Here is a 17,201-nt window from a genome sequence, read left to right on the forward strand (position 1 = left end):
TAGCGACCGTTGGCGGAGAGATCCACTGTATTGACCTGCTCGGTGTGCCCCAGAAACTGCAGGCGACGGCCGCTTTGGGTATCGAGCCACTCTGCCTTGCCATCTTCCCGGCCGATCAGCACATAGCGCCCGTCAGCAGAGAGCGCTATGTCCCTCAGCTTGGATTCAGGAAGTGAGTAGTAGCCTTGTGACTGCCCATCCTGCAACCGCCAGGTGGCAAAGGTGTCGGTTGTGGCGGTGACGGCATGGCTGTTGCCTTCGGAAAAACGGGTAATGAAAACGAGATCGTCCGGCGAGTCGGACTGCTTCCAGCGCCAGCGCTGACGGTTCTGCTCCAGATCCCAGACGACAATGCCCTGGCTGATGCTGGAGACGATGGCCTGTTTGCCATCGCTGGCCAGATCTGCGGTCAGTAATCCGGTGCTGGCGAGGGAAAGTTGCTGGTTTGGCGGGGAGCTCTGCTCGCAACCGGTGAGCATAAAACAGAGGCTCATCAGATAAATGGCACTTTTTATCATTTTTGCGGTCTCACGCTTTTGTTACCTGCGATCACGGCGTTAGTATAAGGCGCTTATCACGATAAACCTCTCATTTCACGATGGAACCGAGAGCGGTATTTGGAGTTTGGAGAAACTGATGAACAAATTTCTGAAGGTGTCCCTGTTGGCGGCGGCGGTTGCCGTCGGTCTGACTGCTTGCCAAAAAGACGAGAAGCCTGCTGCGGCCAATACCGCCGAAGTGAAGGCAGAAGCCAGCAAGCCGGCAGAGGCGACCAAGGCCGAAGCCAAGAGCTTTGAAGAGCAATCCGGCTACGCAATTGGCCTCTCCATGGGTCGTTACATCGCTAACACCCTCGAGCGTCAGCAGGAACTGGGCATCAAGCTGGACAACGCCGTGATCCTGAAAGGGGTGACCGACGGTCTTGGCAAAGAAACCAAGATGACTGACGAAGAGATCCAGAAGGTATTGCAGCAGTACGACGCCAAGATCAACGAGCTGACCAAGGCCAAGGCCGAGAAAGATGCCGTTGATAATCTGAAGAAAGGCGAAGAGTACCTGGCTGCCAATGCCAAGAAAGAGGGTGTGAAGAGCACCGCATCCGGCCTGCAATACCAGGTCGAGAAGCTGGGTACTGGCGCCAAGCCGAAATCTACCGACATCGTCAAGGTTCACTACACCGGTACCCTGACTGATGGCACCAAGTTCGACAGCTCCGTCGATCGTGGCGAGCCGGCCACCTTCCCGCTCAACCAGGTTATCCCGGGTTGGACCGAAGGCGTGCAGCTGATGCCGGTTGGCTCCAAGTTCAAGTTCTTCCTGCCGTCCAAGCTGGCCTATGGCGAGCACGGTGCTGGCTCCATCCCGGCGAATGCCGTGCTGGTATTTGACGTTGAGCTGCTGGCTATCGAGAAGCCGGCTGCCGAAGACGCCAAGAAGTAATTCATCCGATGTAATGAAAAACGGCTCCTTAGGGAGCCGTTTTTACTTGCGCATCTCGTCGGTTCGCGGGATAAACTGAGAGCACTATGCTTTCCATTGTCCGGTCTTGCGCTAAAAATAGAGAGCAAAATCAATAAACAAGGAGCAATTCTGTGGCTGAAAACGCACCTCGTGTCCTGCTGGTGGAAGATACCCGGAGTCTGGCAGTAGTCTATGAACAGTACCTGCGGCTGGATGGCTACGAGGTTGTGCTGGCTGACTGCGGTCAGCAGGCGCTGGCACAATTGCTGGCGAGTCCCCCCCCCGTGGTACTGCTGGATCTGGAGCTGCCGGATATGTCCGGCATGGATATTCTGCAGATGATCACCGAACAGCAGCTCCCTTGCTCGGTGGTGGTGATCACCGCCCACGGTTCGGTGGATGTGGCGGTGGAGGCGATGCGCCTCGGTGCCTTCGATTTTCTGACCAAGCCGTTTGACAGCAAGCGGCTCTGCGCCACCGTTCGCAATGCCTTGAAACACCAGCAGTTGAGCTCGCTGGTTGCCCACTATCGGGAGAACTTCGAGCGCAGCTCCTTTTTCGGTTTTATCGGTGCCTCCATGCCGATGCAGGCGGTCTATCGCATCATCGAGAGTGCAGCGCCCAGCAAGGCGACCGTCTTTATCACCGGCGAGAGCGGCACCGGCAAAGAGGTGTGCGCCGAGGCGATCCATCAGTCCAGCCCGCGCCGCGATCAGCCCTTTATCGCCCTCAACTGCGCCGCCATTCCCCACGATTTGATGGAGAGCGAGATCTTCGGTCATGTGAAGGGCTCCTTTACCGGTGCCCAGGGGGATCGTAAGGGGGCGGCCAGTCTGGCCGATGGTGGCACCCTGTTTCTCGACGAGATCTGCGAGATGGATCTCGACTTGCAAAGCAAGCTGCTGCGCTTTATCCAGACTGGCACCTTGCAGCGGGTCGGTAGCGGCAAGCTGGAGACGGTGGATGTGCGCTTTATCTGCGCAACCAACCGGGATCCCTTGCTGGAGGTGAAAGCGGGCCGTTTCCGTGAGGATCTTTACTATCGCTTGCATGTCATTCCACTCACCCTGCCGCCGCTGCGGGAGCGGGGTGAGGATATCCTGCTGTTGGCGCGCACCTTGCTGCAGAGCTATGCGAAGGAGGAGAACAAGCGTTTTCGCGACTTCGATATTGAAGCCGCGCGGGTACTGCTCGACTACCCCTGGCCCGGCAACGTACGCGAGCTGCAAAACGTGGTACGCAATATCGTGGTGCTCAATGACAAAGAGCTGGTGAGCCCGGATATTCTGCCACCCCCGCTCAAGGGGGGGGCCCCCCGGTTACCGGCAGAAGCCGCCGCAGTGGCATCGTCGGCTCCGCTTGTTACTGGTGCGGCAAACGGGCCGATCCGACCGCTCTGGCTGGTGGAAAAAGAGGTGATCGAGCAGGCCATCGCCAGCTGTGATGGCAATATTCCCAAGGCGGCGGCGCTGCTCGAGATCAGCCCCTCGACCATCTATCGCAAGAAGCAGGGGTGGGAGGAGGCCAATCTGGCCTAAACCATCTTGCCAACGTAAAGGGCGGCCAGAGTGCCGCCCTTGTTATTTGGGGGGATATTAGAGTTTGGCGAGGCGCTTGAGTCTGGCTAGTCGCTCTGCCTCGTTGGCCTTGAGCCAGTTATCGCGCGAGAGCAGAAACCAGGCGCGGGCGAAGTATTCCGCGGCCAGCGGATCGTCCAGTGCCAATGCATTTTCTCCCAGCTCCTCAAACAGATAGCCATCCTCCGGCTCACCCGCCTCGGCCATATCGGCCTTGAGTTGGTGCAACTCTGCCAGCGCCACTTGGTGCTGACCCTGCGCCCGGGTCAGGCGCGCCAGACTCCAGCGGGCGATAAACGCCTTGGCTGGATTGTTATGCTGCAGATGCCAGGCCAGGCACTTCTGCTGCTGGGTTTTGGCCTCATCAAAGCGGCCCAGCTCAAACAGGGTCCACCCCTGATTGTTATATAGTGCGGCCAGCCAGCTGCGCACCTTCTCGTCACTGCTGCGCTCCGCCAGCTCCATCGCCAGTTGATGCCAGCGGCTCTGCTCTTCCAGCGGCGCAGCGATGGCGATCATGTGGGCGGCGTCGATGGCGAGATAGGTCTCCTTCTCCTTGAGTCCCCACTGCCAGGCTTGTTCAAACAGGGTTCTGGCATTCGTCTTGTCGCCCGCCGAGTTAAAGGTGCGACCCCGCTCCAGCAAGGCCCTTATCCGGGCTCTGGGGGTGGCCTCGGTGAGGCGAGGCTCTATCTCGTCGAGCAGCTGGTGCGCTTCGGCAAACTGGCGTTGCAGCGAATGGGTGCGGGCGATCTGGGTCAGCAACTCCAGTTCGAGTTGCAGGTCGGCGGCGCGAGCTTCGGGAAGGAGTGCGTGAAAACGCAGGGCGGTGGCGGCGGGATCCTGATAATCCCACTGCGCCATGAAATCGGGCGGATTGTCCATCTGGCCTCCTGGCTGGCGATCCTTTCACCAAGATGCCTGCAGGTCATTGTTTGTTCAAGGGGGGTTCGTCACAGAGCTCCCCTCGGACATGACATCAGTAGACCATGGCCAGACTCATCAGCATCAGACCGAGCGCGGCAAAGACCCCCTCCTTGATGGCGAGGCGCGGTACCAGCGCCTTGGGTAGCGCCGGAAACAGGCTCAAGGCAAAGCCGAGCCCCGGCATCAGCCAGTGGAACGCAGGGTTGCGCATGGCGGGATCGGCCACGCCATTGATGACGATCAACAGAATAAACAGGGTGAAAGCGGGCAGGACCAACCAGCGCACACCGCTTGAGGCCACAGCACGCAGCGGCGAGATGCGACAGAGCAGCATGGTCACAAGGAACAGCACAAAAGGTGCCAGCAGATAGAACGGAGCAGGATTCATAACTATTTCCTGAAAACAAGGCGGCGGAAAACAGGGAGTCTGTCGCGAGAAGTGCGGGATTTAATCACTCCTCGCTCATGATGACCAGCTGCCAGGGCCCGCGATGTGAAGAGGATCCCAGGCAAAGGTTTGCCACAAGGGGCTTTAGCGCAACCAGAGCCAGGCTGCGGCAAAACCCAGCCAGCTCAGCACCAGCAAGATCCAGGGCAGGGGATGCTGATGGCTTACTTCAACCAACTCGAGCTGCTCGTCTTGCTCTTCGGTTTGCTGCTCGCCCTGCGGTTGTTTGGCTTTGGCCTGCAATTTTTTCTGGCGATTCGCCTCGCGGGCCCGCGCCTTCATCTGTTTTTTGTATTCATCGATGCCTTTCTGGATCCCTTGCGCGATCAGCTGGGTCTGCTCTTTGCTCTGCCCAGGCTTCTGGTTGGCACGGGCAATTTTCATTGCCTCCTGCTGGGTCTCGGGGGAAATCTTGTCGTACTTGGCCATTAATTCTCTCCTCGGGCATGACTGGCTGGGGAGTATGCCATAAAGATCCGTCTCTTGGCGGCGGTAAATCGGTGTATTGCATCACGTAGCAAGTGAGGGCAGACAAATAGCAATTCAAGGTTTCAGAGGGTGACTCATGCTTGGCCAAAGAGCATAACGGGGGGGATAAATGAGTTATAGATATACACTAACAATTGGTTTGTCAGTATCGTCAATCATTTAATGAAATATTGAAGTACCTCATGTTTTTAATTACAAAATAGTCAATTCAGCCTCATGGATGTTTATGAGCACTCGGTCACAATTATGATCATTGCTTATTCTTCGTTGGCCAACTCTACTTTCTGATTATGCTAGATTTGTGCGCGGTCGCATCTGTACGACCTAAAATGATAATTAAAAAGGTGCAACGGAAATGAAACAACTGGTGATAGGAAGTGTGGCATTTGCTGTACTCATGGCATTGGGCGGTTGTAATAGCTCAAGTAATGACAACACTAGCTCGAGTCTTGCCGAACAATCAAATCAAATAGGTGTAGATCAAACCAAGCCTTGTACTGATGTTAACCATCCCTGCAAATTGACCATTCTGCACACTAATGATACACATGGGCGTTTTTGGCATAACATCGATGGCGAATATGGCATGGCCGCCCAAAAAACCCTGGTCGATCGTTTGAAGGCTGAGGCCAAGGCTGCGGGCAGTGATGTGCTGGTATTATCCGGTGGTGATGTGAATACCGGGGTACCGGAGTCAGACCTGCTGAAAGCTGAGCCTGATTTTATTGCAATGAATGAGATTGGTTATGACGCCATGGCTGTCGGCAACCACGAATTTGATAACCCTATGTCTATCTTGAAAAAACAGGAGGGTTGGGCAAAGTTTCCGATGCTGGCGGCGAATATTTACGATAAAAAAACGGGTAAGCGGATCTTTAGTCCCTATAAAGTATTCAAGTTTGAAAATGGCTTGAAAATTGCCGTTGTTGGCTTGACCACCGAAGATACCGCAATTATTTCAAAGCAAGAGAACGTGAAGGATGTCGACTTCCGTAATCCGATACAGGAAGCTGACAAGGTTATCAAAGATATCCGAGCCAATAACGAGGCCAACATGGTCCTTGCTATTACCCATATGGGTCATTATGCCAATGCGCTTCATGGTAGTAATGCTCCGGGTGATGTCACTTTGGCGAGAACGCTGAAACCGGGCATGCTGGATGCTATTATCGGTGGCCACTCCCAGAATCCGGTGTGCATGGAACGTTCATTTCTCAAATATGATACCAAGTTTGGTCCGGGTGAAAAATGTGTGCCGGATGAACAGAATGGTACTTATATCATGCAGGCTTACGAGTGGGGTAAATATGTCGGTCATGCCGAGTTCAGTTATGTTAATGGCAAGCTGACACTGGACAAGTATGAATTGGTGCCGATCAACCTGGTTAAACGCGATGCAAAACGGAATGCGTTGAAGCTGGCAGATGGCTCTCCTGATTTCTATAAGCCCGAGATCATCAAGGATCCAAAACTGTTTGAAACCCTGCAGCGTTATCAGGATGAGGGTGAGAAGCAGTTGTTGGTGCCGGTAGGTGATACCGATGGCCTCTTTATGGGCGAGCGGGATGTGGTTCGTACCCAGCAAACCAATCTTGGTCGCCTGATCACGACTGCCACTCAGACTCGCTTGAAGGCTGATTTTGCCATCGTTAACTCGGGTGGGGTACGTGACAATATTCAGGCTGGCAATATTACCTATCGCAGCGTGCTGCAGGTTCAACCGTTTGGCAATATTGTGAGCTGGGTACACATGAATGGCTCAGAATTGCCGGATTATCTGGCTGCGTTGGCGACCAAAACCGGTGGTGGATATCCCCAGTTCAGCGGCCTTGAGATGCGTGTTGATTGCGATGCCAAAAAGGTCGACATCAGCAAGATCGATGGTCAGGATTTTGACCCATCCAAGCAGTACAGCTTTGCCATTCCTGACTTCAGTGCGGCAGGCGGTGATGGTTATCCCAACATCAGCGCGAAGACAACCAACGTCGGTCTGGTCGATGCGGTGGTGCTGAAAGAGTATATTGCACAGAACTCACCGCTTTCTGCTGTCGCGTATGATCCTAATGCAAAAGATCAGGTGCAGTTCTTTGCTGCGGGTCGATCAGTGCCGTCATGCCCGGCCAAATAAACCGAGCATTGCAGTGTATTGGTTCATGTCACCGGTAATGCATGAATAAAGTGTGCGGTTGACAAACACAGCAATAAAAAGGGAGGCGCAATGCCTCCCTTTTTATTGGCTTATTTTTTATTACCAACCAATGATCACAGCTGCTCGATACCGACGATATGCCAGGGGGCATTGTCTTTCGCCAGATTGCGCTCGAGGTGCCACACCTCTTTGATATCTTCTTCGACCTGCTCCTGACGGTCCATGTAGCGGCCGCTGAAGCGTACGCTCACCTGAGCCCAGTCGCTGCCGTAGTCGGCGCGTACCAGCTGGGTATCCACATACATCACTTCGGTGTGCTGGTCGCCAGTCAGTTCGGCACGTTCGGCTTTGAGCTGTTCAAATAGCTCCGGGCTGACGTATTCACGCACTTTTTCCAGATCGTTCTTGTTCCAGGCCTCTTGCAGGGTGCGATAGTGATCGCGGGCACCGGCCAGGAAGCTGTTCATGTCAAAGCCTGGCGGCAGGCGGAACGGCACGTCGCTGTCGGCAAAGCCGGTGGCTTGCGGGGCGCTGTTGTTCTGCTCGAACTGCTGCGGGGCCGCGGATTGCGGTGGCTGATAGCCCGCATAGGCGGCCTGTTGTGGCTGTGGCGTCGCGACCTTGCCCCGGCGCATGGCGCGGAACAGGAAGACGGCACCCAGTGCCAGTGCGGCGATCAGCAGCATATCCATACCCTGCAGACCTTCAAAGGCACCGCTGCCCAGCAGGTAGGCAAACAGGCCACCGGCCAGCAGGCCACCCAGCAGACCGCCCATCATGCCGCTCTTTTTCGGCGGAGTCTGGGCACCCAGTGCAGGGTTCTTGGTGTCGACCGGTTTGGCCGCAGGCTGGGCCGGCGCAGTTTTGTAACTTTTACCAAAGGATTTGCCGCCGCCAAATTTCTTGGCTTCGGCGTGAGGTGCCCCCAGGCCAATGGCCAGGATCACGGCAAACAGGGTCAGCATCTTTTTCATTTTGACTCTTTTCACTCTTGTCTGTGGGTGGGGCATGCTCCGCTTTGGCAAGCTCAGCAAGGCGCATGGCAGGCTGCCTGTCCCTAAATGTGTCGCAGCTTGTGCCGATAAGTACCATGATTGGCATGAATTATTCATGAACGAATTACCACTTCGAGTGGGTGTCAACGCAAGGAGCAAGCCGTATGAAAAGCAGACGATTGAGCCGCAAAGAGCGCAAAATGCGCAGCAAAACCAGAAGCAGCAAGAGCGAACAGACCCTGGTCTGGCCCTTTATGATGGTGTGAGCCGCCAGATAGGGCTCGCCGTGTCAGGCTTTCTTTTGTAAAATTCACGTCCCCTTCCCGCTGCGGTTTTTATGTGTATGGCAGAGCAAGTGACGGCGAAAAAAGACGCCAAGACACAACAGCTGAAAGTTCCTCCCCACTCTTTTGAGGCCGAACAGTCCGTACTGGGCGGCCTGATGCTGGATAACGATGCCTGGGATCGGGTTGCCGAACGGGTCATCGATCAGGATTTCTACAGCCGTCCGCACCGGTTGATCTTCCAGGCCATGACCCGCCTCTCCAACGCGGGCAACCCCATCGACCTCATCACCCTGCAGGAGGAGCTGGAGCGCTCCGAGCAGCTGGAGGAGTCCGGTGGCTTCGCCTATCTGGTGGAGATCGCCAAGAACACCCCGAGCGCCGCCAATATCAACGCTTACGCCGAAATCGTGCGGGAGCGGGCGGTGGTGCGGGAGATGATCTCGGTCGCCAACGAGATAGTCGAAGCAGGCTACGAGCCACAGGGGCGTACCTCCGGCGATCTGCTCGACCTGGCCGAGAGCAAGGTATTCAAGATTGCCGAGCAGCGCAGCAGCGCCAATGAGGGGCCCCAGCCCCTCAAGCTGATCCTCGAGCAGACCGTCGACAAGATTGAAGAGCTGTTCAAAACCCCGCATAACGGCGTGACCGGGGTGTCGAGCGGTTATGGCGATCTCGACAAGATGACCGCCGGTTTGCAGCGTTCGGACTTGATCATCGTGGCGGCCCGTCCCTCCATGGGCAAGACCACCTTTGCCATGAACCTCTGCGAGCACGCGGCCCTCACCGCCGACAAGCCGGTGCTCATCTTCTCGCTGGAGATGCCCTCCGAGCAGATCATCATGCGTATGCTCGCCTCGGTCGGTCGTATCGACCAGACCAAGGTGCGTACCGGTCAGCTCGACGACGAGGATTGGGCGCGACTCTCCTCCACCATGGGATTGCTGCTCGAGAAGGGCAAGATGTATATCGATGACGCCTCCGGCCTCACCCCGACCGACGTGCGTTCTCGCGCCCGCCGCATCGCCCGTGAGCACGGTGGCTTATCCATGATCATGATCGACTACCTGCAGCTGATGCGGGTGCCAGCGCTCTCTGACAACCGTACCCTGGAGATCGGCGAGATCTCCCGCTCCCTCAAGGCCTTGGCGAAAGAGCTGCAGTGCCCGGTAGTGGCGCTCTCCCAGCTCAACCGAAGTCTGGAACAGCGGGCCGACAAGCGTCCGGTCAACTCGGATCTTCGTGAATCGGGCTCCATTGAGCAGGACGCGGATTTGATCATGTTTATCTATCGTGATGAGGTTTATCACGATGACAGCCCGGACAAAGGGATTGCCGAGATCATCATCGGCAAGCAGCGTAACGGCCCGATAGGAAGAGTTCGGCTTACATTCCAGGGGCAGTTCTCCCGGTTCGACAACTATGCCGGCCCGGCGTTTGATGACGACTATTGATGTAAACCCAAGGTGATGGCGGCTTAGCCATCACTGCAACTGCCCTGACCGATAGCCCTAGCAGATAGTGGCCGACCGTCAGGGCCTGTTTTCCCGGTTCGACAATTATGCCGGTCCGGCCTTCGACGACGATAAGTGAGTGGCGGTCTTCGGCCCGATGAGGGGGAGACCATTTGTGCCCTCGTAAGGGAAAACCATGAAAGCGGCTACTGCCCAAATCAACACTGCGGCCTTGCGCCACAACCTCGCCGTGGTCAAGCGCCACGCTCCCGCTTGCAAGATCATCGCTGTGGTCAAGGCCAACGCCTATGGCCACGGACTGCTGCCGGTCGCCCGCACCCTGGTGGATGCGGATGCCTACGCAGTGGCCCGGATCGAAGAGGCGCTGATGCTGCGCTCCTGCGCCGTGGTCAAGCCCATCGTGCTGCTGGAGGGCTTCTTCTCCGCCGACGATCTGCCGGTGTTGGCGGCCAACAACCTGCAGACGGCGGTTCACACCTGGGAGCAGCTCGAAGCGCTGGAGCAGGTCGAGTTGCCAGCCCCCGTAGTGGCCTGGCTCAAGCTCGACACCGGTATGCACCGCCTCGGGGTGCGCGCCGACGAGATGCCCGCCTTTATCGAACGACTCGGCAAGTGCAAGAACGTGGTGCAGCCGTTCAACATCATGACCCACTTCAGCCGCTCCGATGAGCTGGAGCAGCCCACCACCCGCGAGCAGATTGATCTGTTCAGCAAGTTGACCGCACCGCTGACGGGCGAGCGGGCCATGGCCAACTCGGCGGGCATTCTGGCCTGGCCGGACTCCCACTGTGATTGGGTTCGCCCCGGCGTCATCCTCTACGGCGTGTCACCCTTCCCCAACACGGTGGCGGCCGATTACGACCTGCAGCCGGTGATGACCCTCAAGACACAACTGATTGCAGTGAGGGATCACAAGGCGGGCGAGCCGGTGGGCTACGGCGCCAACTGGGTGTCGGATCGTGATACCCGGCTCGGGGTGATCGCCATCGGCTACGGCGACGGTTATCCGCGCATGGCGCCCAACGGCACTTCTGTGCTGATCAACGGCCGCATCGTGCCGTTAGTCGGACGTGTCTCCATGGATATGAGCACAGTCGATCTTGGGCCCTGCGCTACCGACAAAGCGGGTGACGAGGCGGTGTTGTGGGGCGAGGGGCTGCCGGTGGAGCGGGTGGCCGACGAGATTGGCACCATCCCCTACGAGCTCATCACCAAGCTCACCTCCCGCGTCTTTATGGAATACGTCTGATGTGGCAGCAGTGCCTGTTGACCCTGAAGCCCCGTTCGCGGGGCTTTCATCTGGTGACGGACGAGCTGGTGGCCAAGCTGCCGATGCTGGCGGATTACCGGATCGGCATGGCGCACCTGCTGCTGCAACACACCTCCGCCTCGCTCACCCTCAACGAGAATTGCGATCCCAGCGTGCGCAGCGATATGGAGGCCCATCTGCATCGGCTGGCGCCGGAAGATGCCCCCTACTATCGCCACACCTATGAGGGGCCGGATGACATGCCCGCCCATATCAAATCCTCCCTGCTCGGGGTGAGCCTGCTGCTGCCGATCCGCGATGGTCAGCTGGCGCTCGGCACCTGGCAGGGGATCTGGCTTGGCGAGCATCGTGTCGATGGCGGTGCCCGCAAGGTGCTGGTGACTCTGCAGGGGGGAGTAGTCAGGTCGGTATTGAGTCAAAAGAACAAGATAAAAAGAGGGATGGCGCCGAGCCATCCCTCTTTTGTTTTTACGGTTTGGTGAGCTATCCGCTTGCCAGTGGCACGGCGCTCTGCGTGGCTCAGCTGACCTTGAAGGGGGTCAGCTCGGCCAAGGGGCTCGCGTCCATAAAGGCTTGTGGCTCCTGGCCGTGTTTGAAGATCTTGAAGTCCTGATCGCGGGCGCTCCAGTACTCGATGGTGTCACCACTGATCTGCAGCAGGCTCGCTTCGCGCAGGGCCACCACATATTCGCTCTGGTTGATGGCGCAGAATTCCGCCAGACGCTCGTCGCGGGTCTCGCCCATGTGGCCGCTGATGCTGGCGTCCAGATAGTGGGGGTTGATCTGCAGCGGAAACAGGCCCAGCGCTGGCAGCACGGCGGCGTTGCAGACCGGCATGTCGTTGGTGGTGCGGATGCTCGGGGTCGCCACGTTGCAACCGGCGCTCCAGCCCACATAGGGGACGCCACGTTCGCGCACGGCACGCTGGATCGGCACGATCAGGCCATTTTCATGCAGCAGCTGGTTGAGGCGCCAGGTGTTGCCGCCGCTGATAAAGATGGCGTCGGCCTGATTGACGGCATCGACCGGATCATCGAAGTGGTGAATGCTGATGGTCTCGATCCCGAGGCTCTCGGTGAGATCATTGGCGCGGGCATCCCAGTCGCTGCGGATCACCGCGTAGGGGATGAGCAGAATGCGTTTGACCGGTTTGCGGGCCAGCAGGCTCTGAACCCGGTCGCGGGCCCAGCCGAGCAGACCCGGAAATTCGTTGGCTTTACCATTGCTTAGCAGAAGCAGTTCCATCAAATCGTTCCTCAAAAAGTGAAAGCGGAGGAGGGAGGGCCACCAGATCCGCCGTGCGGCCGGATGGCAAGAGCGGGCATGCTACCACCATTGGCGCGGCGGTTCTGTGATCGGGGGGTCCATTCAACCGCTATGGATGGGTGATGCTATGCCAAGCGGTGGATTAATGAGCGGTGGTCAATGCGCCACCCCTCGCCAATAAAAGACCCCGCCGCAGCGGGGTCATGTCAGGGGGAAAGCCACTCGCCCATCAGGAGGCGGTCGCTTCAACCACCTTGTAGGAGGGCTGCTGACGCAGCTTCCACAGCTCGCTCCATTTGCGCAGGGCGGAGAGCAGGATCAGCATTCCGAGCACCAGCATGATGAGTGAGATGATGCCGTTCATCGGGTTGTAGCCCTTGGCCGCGGCGTTGAAGTAGACGTTGCTCATCATCCAGTAACCGGCGTAGTTGACGGTGACGAACAGGTAGGCCAGCGGGATGAGGCAGGTCAGCATGTAGCGGCGCTTGCTGGCCAGTCGCAAGATGATGGTGGCACCGATGATAAGGCCCACCGAGGCCATCAGCTGGTTTGATACCCCGAACAGCGCCCACACAGATCCGATATCGCCGGACATCAGCAGATATCCCCACATCACGCAGGCGAGCACGCTGGCCCCGATGGCGCCCGGCATCCAGTCGATGCGCTTGAGGGGCGGGTAGAACTCGCCGAAGAAGTCCTGAATGAGGTAGCGTGAGACCCGGGTGCCGGAGTCGACAGCCGTCAGGATAAAGACCGCTTCAAACATCACCACGAACTGGAAGAAGTAGGAGGCGAGGTTACTGAACCAGGGCACCTTGGTGAAGATGTAGGACATGCCCACCGCCAGGGTGACGGCGCCGCCGGTGCGGCCGTTCAGATCCATGCCGATCTCTTGGGAGAGGAACGGCAGATCCACCACCTGCATCCCCAGTTTGGCGAAGGCCTCCGGGGTGGCGTTGATGGCGAAGTAGTCAGCCGGGTGCAGGGCAGTGGCGGCGATCAGCGCCATCACGCCCACCACGCACTCGGCCAGCATGGCACCGAAGGCGACCGGCAGGATGTCGTTCCACTTGTCCACCAGTTTCGGGGTGGTGCCTGAGCCGATAAAGGCGTGGAAGCCGGAGATGGCGCCACAGGCGATGGTGATGGAGATAAAGGGCCAGACCGGGCCACCCAGTACCGGGCCACCGCCGTGGACGAACTGGGTCATGGCGGGGAACTGGATCTCCGGGTTGATGCAGATAACGCCGATCACCAAAGCGCCGAATACACCGATCTTCATAAAGCTGGAGATGTAGCCGCGCGGGGTGAGCAGCAGCCAGACCGGCAGCGCGGTGGCGAAGAAGGCGTAGATAGGCAGCGCCAGACTGATGGTCTCGGCCCGCAGGGTCAGCCAGGCACCGAAGGCGCTCTCCTGCACGTAGGGGCCGAAGAAGACGCAGGCCAGCACGGCGGCAAATCCGACCCAGGAGGCGGCTTGCAGGTTGCCGGTCAGCTTGTGCCAAATACCCACCACCATGGAGATGGGGATGGTCATAAACACCGCGAACACGCCCCAGGCGTTACGCTCCAGCGCGTGTACCACCACCATGGAGAGACCCGCCATGGTGATGGTGATGATGAACAGCATCGCCAGACCCGTACACCAGCCAGCGATGGGGCCGAGTTCGGCCTTGGCCACCTCGGAGAGAGACTTGCCCTGATGCTTCATGGAGGCAAACAGCACCACGGTGTCGTGCACCGCGCCGCCGATAACGCAGCCGATCAGCAGCCAGAGAAAGCTTGGCAGGTAGCCGTACTGGGCGGCCAGCACCGGGCCCACCAGCGGACCGGCAGCAGCGATGGCGGCAAAGTGCTGACCGAAGTTGACCCACTTGTTGGTCGGCACATAGTTCTTGCCATCTTCCAGCTGGTGGGAGGGGGTGACTAGCTTGTCGTCAGCCTGCAGCACCTTGCGCACAAAGAACACGCCGTAGAGGCGATATGCGATGGCGAGGATGCAGAGGGCCGCAATGACAAAAGTGATTGCGTGTTGCATGGGGGAGTTTCCTTTTCCTGTGGCCAGTCTGGCCGGGCTCAGGCTGCACTCTACTCATGCGGTGGGGAAAGGGGAGCGAAGAAAAGGTCAGTGGCCGGGTTCTGCCCGCGAGTGGCAGAAAAGCGACCCCGAGTGGTTTGGCGGGTGTGCCGACGGCCGTGGTCAGCGGGTGAGTGGTCGCTGGCAGGGCAGGAGCGGGGTGAGTGGCCCGCCCCTCAGGGAATATCGAGCAGCTCCTTGAGGGGCTTGAGGTAGCGACGACTCACCGGCACCTTGTGCCCGCCCTGGGTCACCACCTCTGCCAGCCCGCCGTCGAGCAGCAGGATCTCGCGGATCTGGCCGGGGTTGAGCAGGTACTGGCGGTGACAGCGCACGAAGCCGGTCTTCTCCTCCAGCGTGCGCAGGGTCAGTTCGGTGGTGCCCTGCTGCTGGCCGCTGATCACCCGGTTGCCGGTGAGATCGCTGTGGATGAACTCCACCTCGCCAAGGGGCAGCAGCAGAATGCGGTTGTGGCCGGTGCAGGGGATGCTGCGCAGGGGCTGGGCGATGCGGGACGGATCCGGCAGCGGCTGACCTGCCAGCTCACCTTTTGGCGAGAGCAGCCGCTTGATGCGCTCCAGCGCCCGGTTCATCCGCTCACTGGTGACCGGTTTGAGCAGGTAGTCGAGGGCGTTCTCCTCGAAGGCGCGCAGGGCAAACTCGTCGTAGGCAGTGATGAAAACGATGTGGGGGCGCAAGTCAGGATCCAGCATGCTCACCAGCTCCAGCCCGTTGATGCGCGGCATCTGGATGTCGAGAAACAGCAGGTCAGGTTTAAGGCGATGGATGGCGGGCAGCGCCTCCATGGCGTGGGCGCACTCTCCCAGCAGACGGATATTGCCCGCCTGCTCCAGCAGCAGGCGCAGCTCCTCGCGGGCGAGGGGTTCATCGTCAACGATCAGGGCGGTCAGCATGGGCTCTCCTGCAGGGGAAGGGTGATCCTCACCCGGGTTGATTGATGGGGAATGCAGTCGATGGCGACCCCGTACTCGGCGCCGTAACGGGCCTTGATGCGCCGATCCACTATGTGCATGCCAAGGCCGCTCCCCTCCTGTTTCATCTGGTAGAGCCCGGCGTTGTCGCACACCTCCAGCACCACCCGCTGGGCCTCAACCCGGGCGGTCAGGGTCAGCAGGCCGGGTTCGAACATCTGGGAGATGCCGTGCTTGACCGCGTTCTCGACGATGGGTTGCAGGGAGAAGGTGGGCAGCCGGTACTCCAGTAGCGACTCGGGAATGTCGATCTGCACGCTCAGGTGCTCGGCGAAACGGGCCTGCTCGATGTGCAGGTAGGCGTTCACATGCTCCAGCTCGTCGGCCAGGGTCACCTCGTCCCCTTGCCGCTTGAGGTTCTTGCGAAAGAAGGTGGAGAGGTTGTGCACCAGGGTGCGGGCGCTCTCGGGATCGCGCCGGATCACCGCCGACAGGGTATTGAGGGCGTTGAACAGAAAGTGCGGGTTGATCTGCGCCTGCAACAGCTTGATCTCCGACTGGGCCAACAGCCGCTTCTGCTCGTTGTATTTGCCCGCCAGGATCTGGCCGGAGAGCAGCCGGGCAATCCCCTCTCCCAGGGTGCGGTTGATGGAGGAGAAGAACTTGCGCTTGGGTTCGTAGAGCTTGATGGTGCCCACCACGGACCCCTCTTCCCCCCGCAGCGGAATGACCAGCGAGGAGCCGAGCTTGCAGCCGGGGTGGAGGGTGCAGCTGTAGGGGATGAGGTTGCCGTCGGCATAGACCACCTCGTTGTGCTGGATCGCCTTGAAGGTGTGCTGGGAGTTGATGGCGGTGCCCGGCAGGTGGTGATCCTCGCCGATGCCGATAAAGGCGAGCAGCTTCTCCCGATCGGTGATGGCTACGGCGCCGACTCCTGTCTCCTCGTAGAGAATGCGCGCCATCTGCTGGCACGCCTCCTGAGTGAACCCCTTGTCCAGCACCCGCATCGCCCGCTCGGCGATCTTGAGGGCGCGGGCGGAGAAGGCGACCGAGTACTTCTCCAGCATGGCGCGGTGATCGAGGATCATCCGCATGAACATGGCGGCCCCCAGGGTATTGGCCACCAGCATGGGGGCGATGATGTTCTCGATAAGGTGGATGGCATCATCGAGGGGGCGGGCCACCAGCAGGATGATCCCCATCTGCATCAGCTCGGCGACCAGGGCCACCGACCCCACCACCCAGGGGCTGAACAGCAGATCGAGCCGGTGGCGGGCGACGAAGTGGCGGTGCACCAGTCCGCCGAGCAGCCCCTCGGCGATGGTGGAGAAGGTGCAGGCCAGCGCGGTGAAGCCCCCCAGCGAGTAGCGGTGGATGCCGCCGGTTAGCCCCACCAGCAGCCCCACCACCGGGCCGCCGACAATGCCCCCCAGAACGGCGCCGATGGCACGGGTATTGGCGATGGAGTCCTCTACCCTCAGACCAAAGTAGGTACCCATGACGCAGAAGCCGGAGAAGATGAGGTAGCAGAGGATCTTGTGGGGCCAGCTCAGGGTCACCTGAGTGAGCGGCATGAACAGCGGCGTCTTGGAGAGCAGCCAGGCGATCACCAGATAGACGCAGAGCTGCTGGAACAGCGAGATCACCAGAGTGAATTGTTCAAAGGCCATGGCTCACTGTCCAGATAAAAAGGGGGCATTTACTGGACGCGGAGTATTAGCAAACCCCATACCCCCTTGCAAGGCAGGGTTATCAGAATGGTGGGGTAGCGCACGATCTGTTGAGCCGGTTGGCAGGCAAACAGGTCGTCACTCTCTGGTTGTTCAGGATGGCAGCCGAGACAGCGGTCGT

The 17,201-nt window shown here is 59.0% G+C and carries 15 protein-coding genes; 6 read left to right on the forward strand and 9 right to left on the reverse strand.

Going from position 1 to position 17,201, the window contains the following annotated elements:
- The coding region (locus LD28_RS0106635) for a vegetatible incompatibility protein HET-E-1 (RefSeq protein WP_033136236.1) at positions 1 to 518 on the reverse strand (518 nt) is incomplete at its 3' end.
- 118 nt (positions 519 to 636) lie between these two features.
- Between LD28_RS0106635 and fkpA the strand changes: the two genes are divergently transcribed.
- Both fkpA and LD28_RS0106645 read left to right on the forward strand, forming a co-directional pair.
- The gene (fkpA, locus tag LD28_RS0106640; RefSeq protein ID WP_033136206.1) at positions 637 to 1,440 is read left to right on the forward strand and encodes an FKBP-type peptidyl-prolyl cis-trans isomerase; all 804 of its coding nucleotides are present in this window, start codon (positions 637 to 639) and stop codon (positions 1,438 to 1,440) included.
- Positions 1,441 to 1,592: 152 nt separating this feature from the next.
- Complete coding sequence (locus LD28_RS0106645; protein WP_033136207.1) at positions 1,593 to 2,999, forward strand: sigma-54-dependent transcriptional regulator; 1,407 nt, start codon at positions 1,593 to 1,595, stop codon at positions 2,997 to 2,999.
- A 57-nt stretch (positions 3,000 to 3,056) separates the two neighbouring features.
- On the opposite strand, the gene LD28_RS0106650 is transcribed toward LD28_RS0106645, so the two are convergent.
- The 3 genes from LD28_RS0106650 to LD28_RS0106660 all read right to left on the reverse strand — a co-directional run bounded on the left by LD28_RS0106650 (position 3,057) and on the right by LD28_RS0106660 (position 4,842).
- Complete coding sequence (locus LD28_RS0106650; protein ID WP_033136208.1) at positions 3,057 to 3,923, reverse strand: tetratricopeptide repeat protein; 867 nt, start codon at positions 3,921 to 3,923, stop codon at positions 3,057 to 3,059.
- A 94-nt stretch (positions 3,924 to 4,017) separates the two neighbouring features.
- On the reverse strand, positions 4,018 to 4,353 hold the full coding sequence (locus tag LD28_RS0106655) for a hypothetical protein (RefSeq protein ID WP_033136209.1): 336 nt from the start codon (positions 4,351 to 4,353) through the stop codon (positions 4,018 to 4,020).
- A gap of 144 nt (positions 4,354 to 4,497) precedes the next feature.
- Positions 4,498 to 4,842: a DUF2956 domain-containing protein gene (locus tag LD28_RS0106660; RefSeq protein WP_033136210.1), complete on the reverse strand. Its 345-nt coding sequence runs from the start codon at positions 4,840 to 4,842 to the stop codon at positions 4,498 to 4,500.
- Positions 4,843 to 5,257: 415 nt separating this feature from the next.
- Here LD28_RS0106660 and ushA point away from each other — a divergent pair, with 415 nt between their 5' ends.
- Positions 5,258 to 7,030, forward strand: a complete 1,773-nt coding sequence (gene ushA, locus LD28_RS0106665) for a bifunctional UDP-sugar hydrolase/5'-nucleotidase UshA (RefSeq protein ID WP_081959444.1) — start codon at positions 5,258 to 5,260, stop codon at positions 7,028 to 7,030.
- Between the two features lie 134 nt (positions 7,031 to 7,164).
- On the opposite strand, the gene LD28_RS0106670 is transcribed toward ushA, so the two are convergent.
- The gene (locus LD28_RS0106670; RefSeq protein ID WP_033136211.1) at positions 7,165 to 8,025 is read right to left on the reverse strand and encodes a Tim44 domain-containing protein; all 861 of its coding nucleotides are present in this window, start codon (positions 8,023 to 8,025) and stop codon (positions 7,165 to 7,167) included.
- A gap of 364 nt (positions 8,026 to 8,389) precedes the next feature.
- On the opposite strand from LD28_RS0106670, the gene dnaB reads away from it, so the two are divergent.
- The 3 genes from dnaB to LD28_RS0106685 all read left to right on the forward strand — a co-directional run bounded on the left by dnaB (position 8,390) and on the right by LD28_RS0106685 (position 11,557).
- Positions 8,390 to 9,784 carry a replicative DNA helicase gene (gene dnaB / locus LD28_RS0106675; protein ID WP_033136212.1) on the forward strand — a complete coding sequence of 465 codons (1,395 nt, stop codon included), beginning with the start codon at positions 8,390 to 8,392 and terminating at the stop codon, positions 9,782 to 9,784.
- A 196-nt stretch (positions 9,785 to 9,980) separates the two neighbouring features.
- Complete coding sequence (gene alr / locus LD28_RS0106680; protein WP_033136213.1) at positions 9,981 to 11,054, forward strand: alanine racemase; 1,074 nt, start codon at positions 9,981 to 9,983, stop codon at positions 11,052 to 11,054.
- A complete protein-coding gene (locus LD28_RS0106685; protein WP_241462265.1) occupies positions 11,054 to 11,557 on the forward strand; it encodes a secondary thiamine-phosphate synthase enzyme YjbQ in 504 nt (167 codons plus the stop codon). Before alr ends, LD28_RS0106685 begins: the two co-directional genes overlap by 1 nt.
- 37 nt (positions 11,558 to 11,594) lie before the next feature.
- Here the strand turns inward: LD28_RS0106685 and pepE are convergent, their stop codons facing one another.
- From pepE to LD28_RS0106705, 4 genes are all read right to left on the reverse strand, one after another.
- Positions 11,595 to 12,320 (reverse strand): dipeptidase PepE, encoded by a 726-nt coding sequence (pepE, locus tag LD28_RS0106690; RefSeq protein ID WP_033136214.1) that lies wholly within the window; start codon positions 12,318 to 12,320, stop codon positions 11,595 to 11,597.
- 250 nt (positions 12,321 to 12,570) lie between these two features.
- Positions 12,571 to 14,379: a carbon starvation CstA family protein gene (locus LD28_RS0106695; RefSeq protein WP_033114626.1), complete on the reverse strand. Its 1,809-nt coding sequence runs from the start codon at positions 14,377 to 14,379 to the stop codon at positions 12,571 to 12,573.
- A gap of 215 nt (positions 14,380 to 14,594) precedes the next feature.
- Positions 14,595 to 15,332 (reverse strand): two-component system response regulator BtsR, encoded by a 738-nt coding sequence (btsR, locus tag LD28_RS0106700; protein ID WP_033136215.1) that lies wholly within the window; start codon positions 15,330 to 15,332, stop codon positions 14,595 to 14,597.
- Positions 15,326 to 17,020: a sensor histidine kinase gene (locus tag LD28_RS0106705; protein WP_033136216.1), complete on the reverse strand. Its 1,695-nt coding sequence runs from the start codon at positions 17,018 to 17,020 to the stop codon at positions 15,326 to 15,328. The genes btsR and LD28_RS0106705 overlap by 7 nt, the downstream gene beginning before the upstream one ends.
- Between the last annotated feature and the right edge of the window lie 181 nt (positions 17,021 to 17,201).

It is taken from the genome of Aeromonas finlandensis (assembly GCF_000764645.1).
Lineage (GTDB): Bacteria > Pseudomonadota > Gammaproteobacteria > Enterobacterales > Aeromonadaceae > Aeromonas > Aeromonas finlandensis.

Bases quoted from the DNA above. Each gene is read 5' to 3' on its own strand.
- fkpA (WP_033136206.1), top strand. From the start codon at position 637: ATGAACAAATTTCTGAAGGTGTCCCTGTTGGCGGCGGCGGTTGCCGTC.
- LD28_RS0106650 (WP_033136208.1), bottom strand. From the start codon at position 3,923: ATGGACAATCCGCCCGATTTCATGGCGCAGTGGGATTATCAGGATCCC.
- LD28_RS0106655 (WP_033136209.1), bottom strand. From the start codon at position 4,353: ATGAATCCTGCTCCGTTCTATCTGCTGGCACCTTTTGTGCTGTTCCTT.
- LD28_RS0106660 (WP_033136210.1), bottom strand. From the start codon at position 4,842: ATGGCCAAGTACGACAAGATTTCCCCCGAGACCCAGCAGGAGGCAATG.
- ushA (WP_081959444.1), top strand. From the start codon at position 5,258: ATGAAACAACTGGTGATAGGAAGTGTGGCATTTGCTGTACTCATGGCA.
- LD28_RS0106670 (WP_033136211.1), bottom strand. From the start codon at position 8,025: ATGAAAAAGATGCTGACCCTGTTTGCCGTGATCCTGGCCATTGGCCTG.
- dnaB (WP_033136212.1), top strand. From the start codon at position 8,390: ATGGCAGAGCAAGTGACGGCGAAAAAAGACGCCAAGACACAACAGCTG.
- alr (WP_033136213.1), top strand. From the start codon at position 9,981: ATGAAAGCGGCTACTGCCCAAATCAACACTGCGGCCTTGCGCCACAAC.
- LD28_RS0106685 (WP_241462265.1), top strand. From the start codon at position 11,054: ATGTGGCAGCAGTGCCTGTTGACCCTGAAGCCCCGTTCGCGGGGCTTT.
- pepE (WP_033136214.1), bottom strand. From the start codon at position 12,320: ATGGAACTGCTTCTGCTAAGCAATGGTAAAGCCAACGAATTTCCGGGT.
- LD28_RS0106695 (WP_033114626.1), bottom strand. From the start codon at position 14,379: ATGCAACACGCAATCACTTTTGTCATTGCGGCCCTCTGCATCCTCGCC.
- btsR (WP_033136215.1), bottom strand. From the start codon at position 15,332: ATGCTGACCGCCCTGATCGTTGACGATGAACCCCTCGCCCGCGAGGAG.
- LD28_RS0106705 (WP_033136216.1), bottom strand. From the start codon at position 17,020: ATGGCCTTTGAACAATTCACTCTGGTGATCTCGCTGTTCCAGCAGCTC.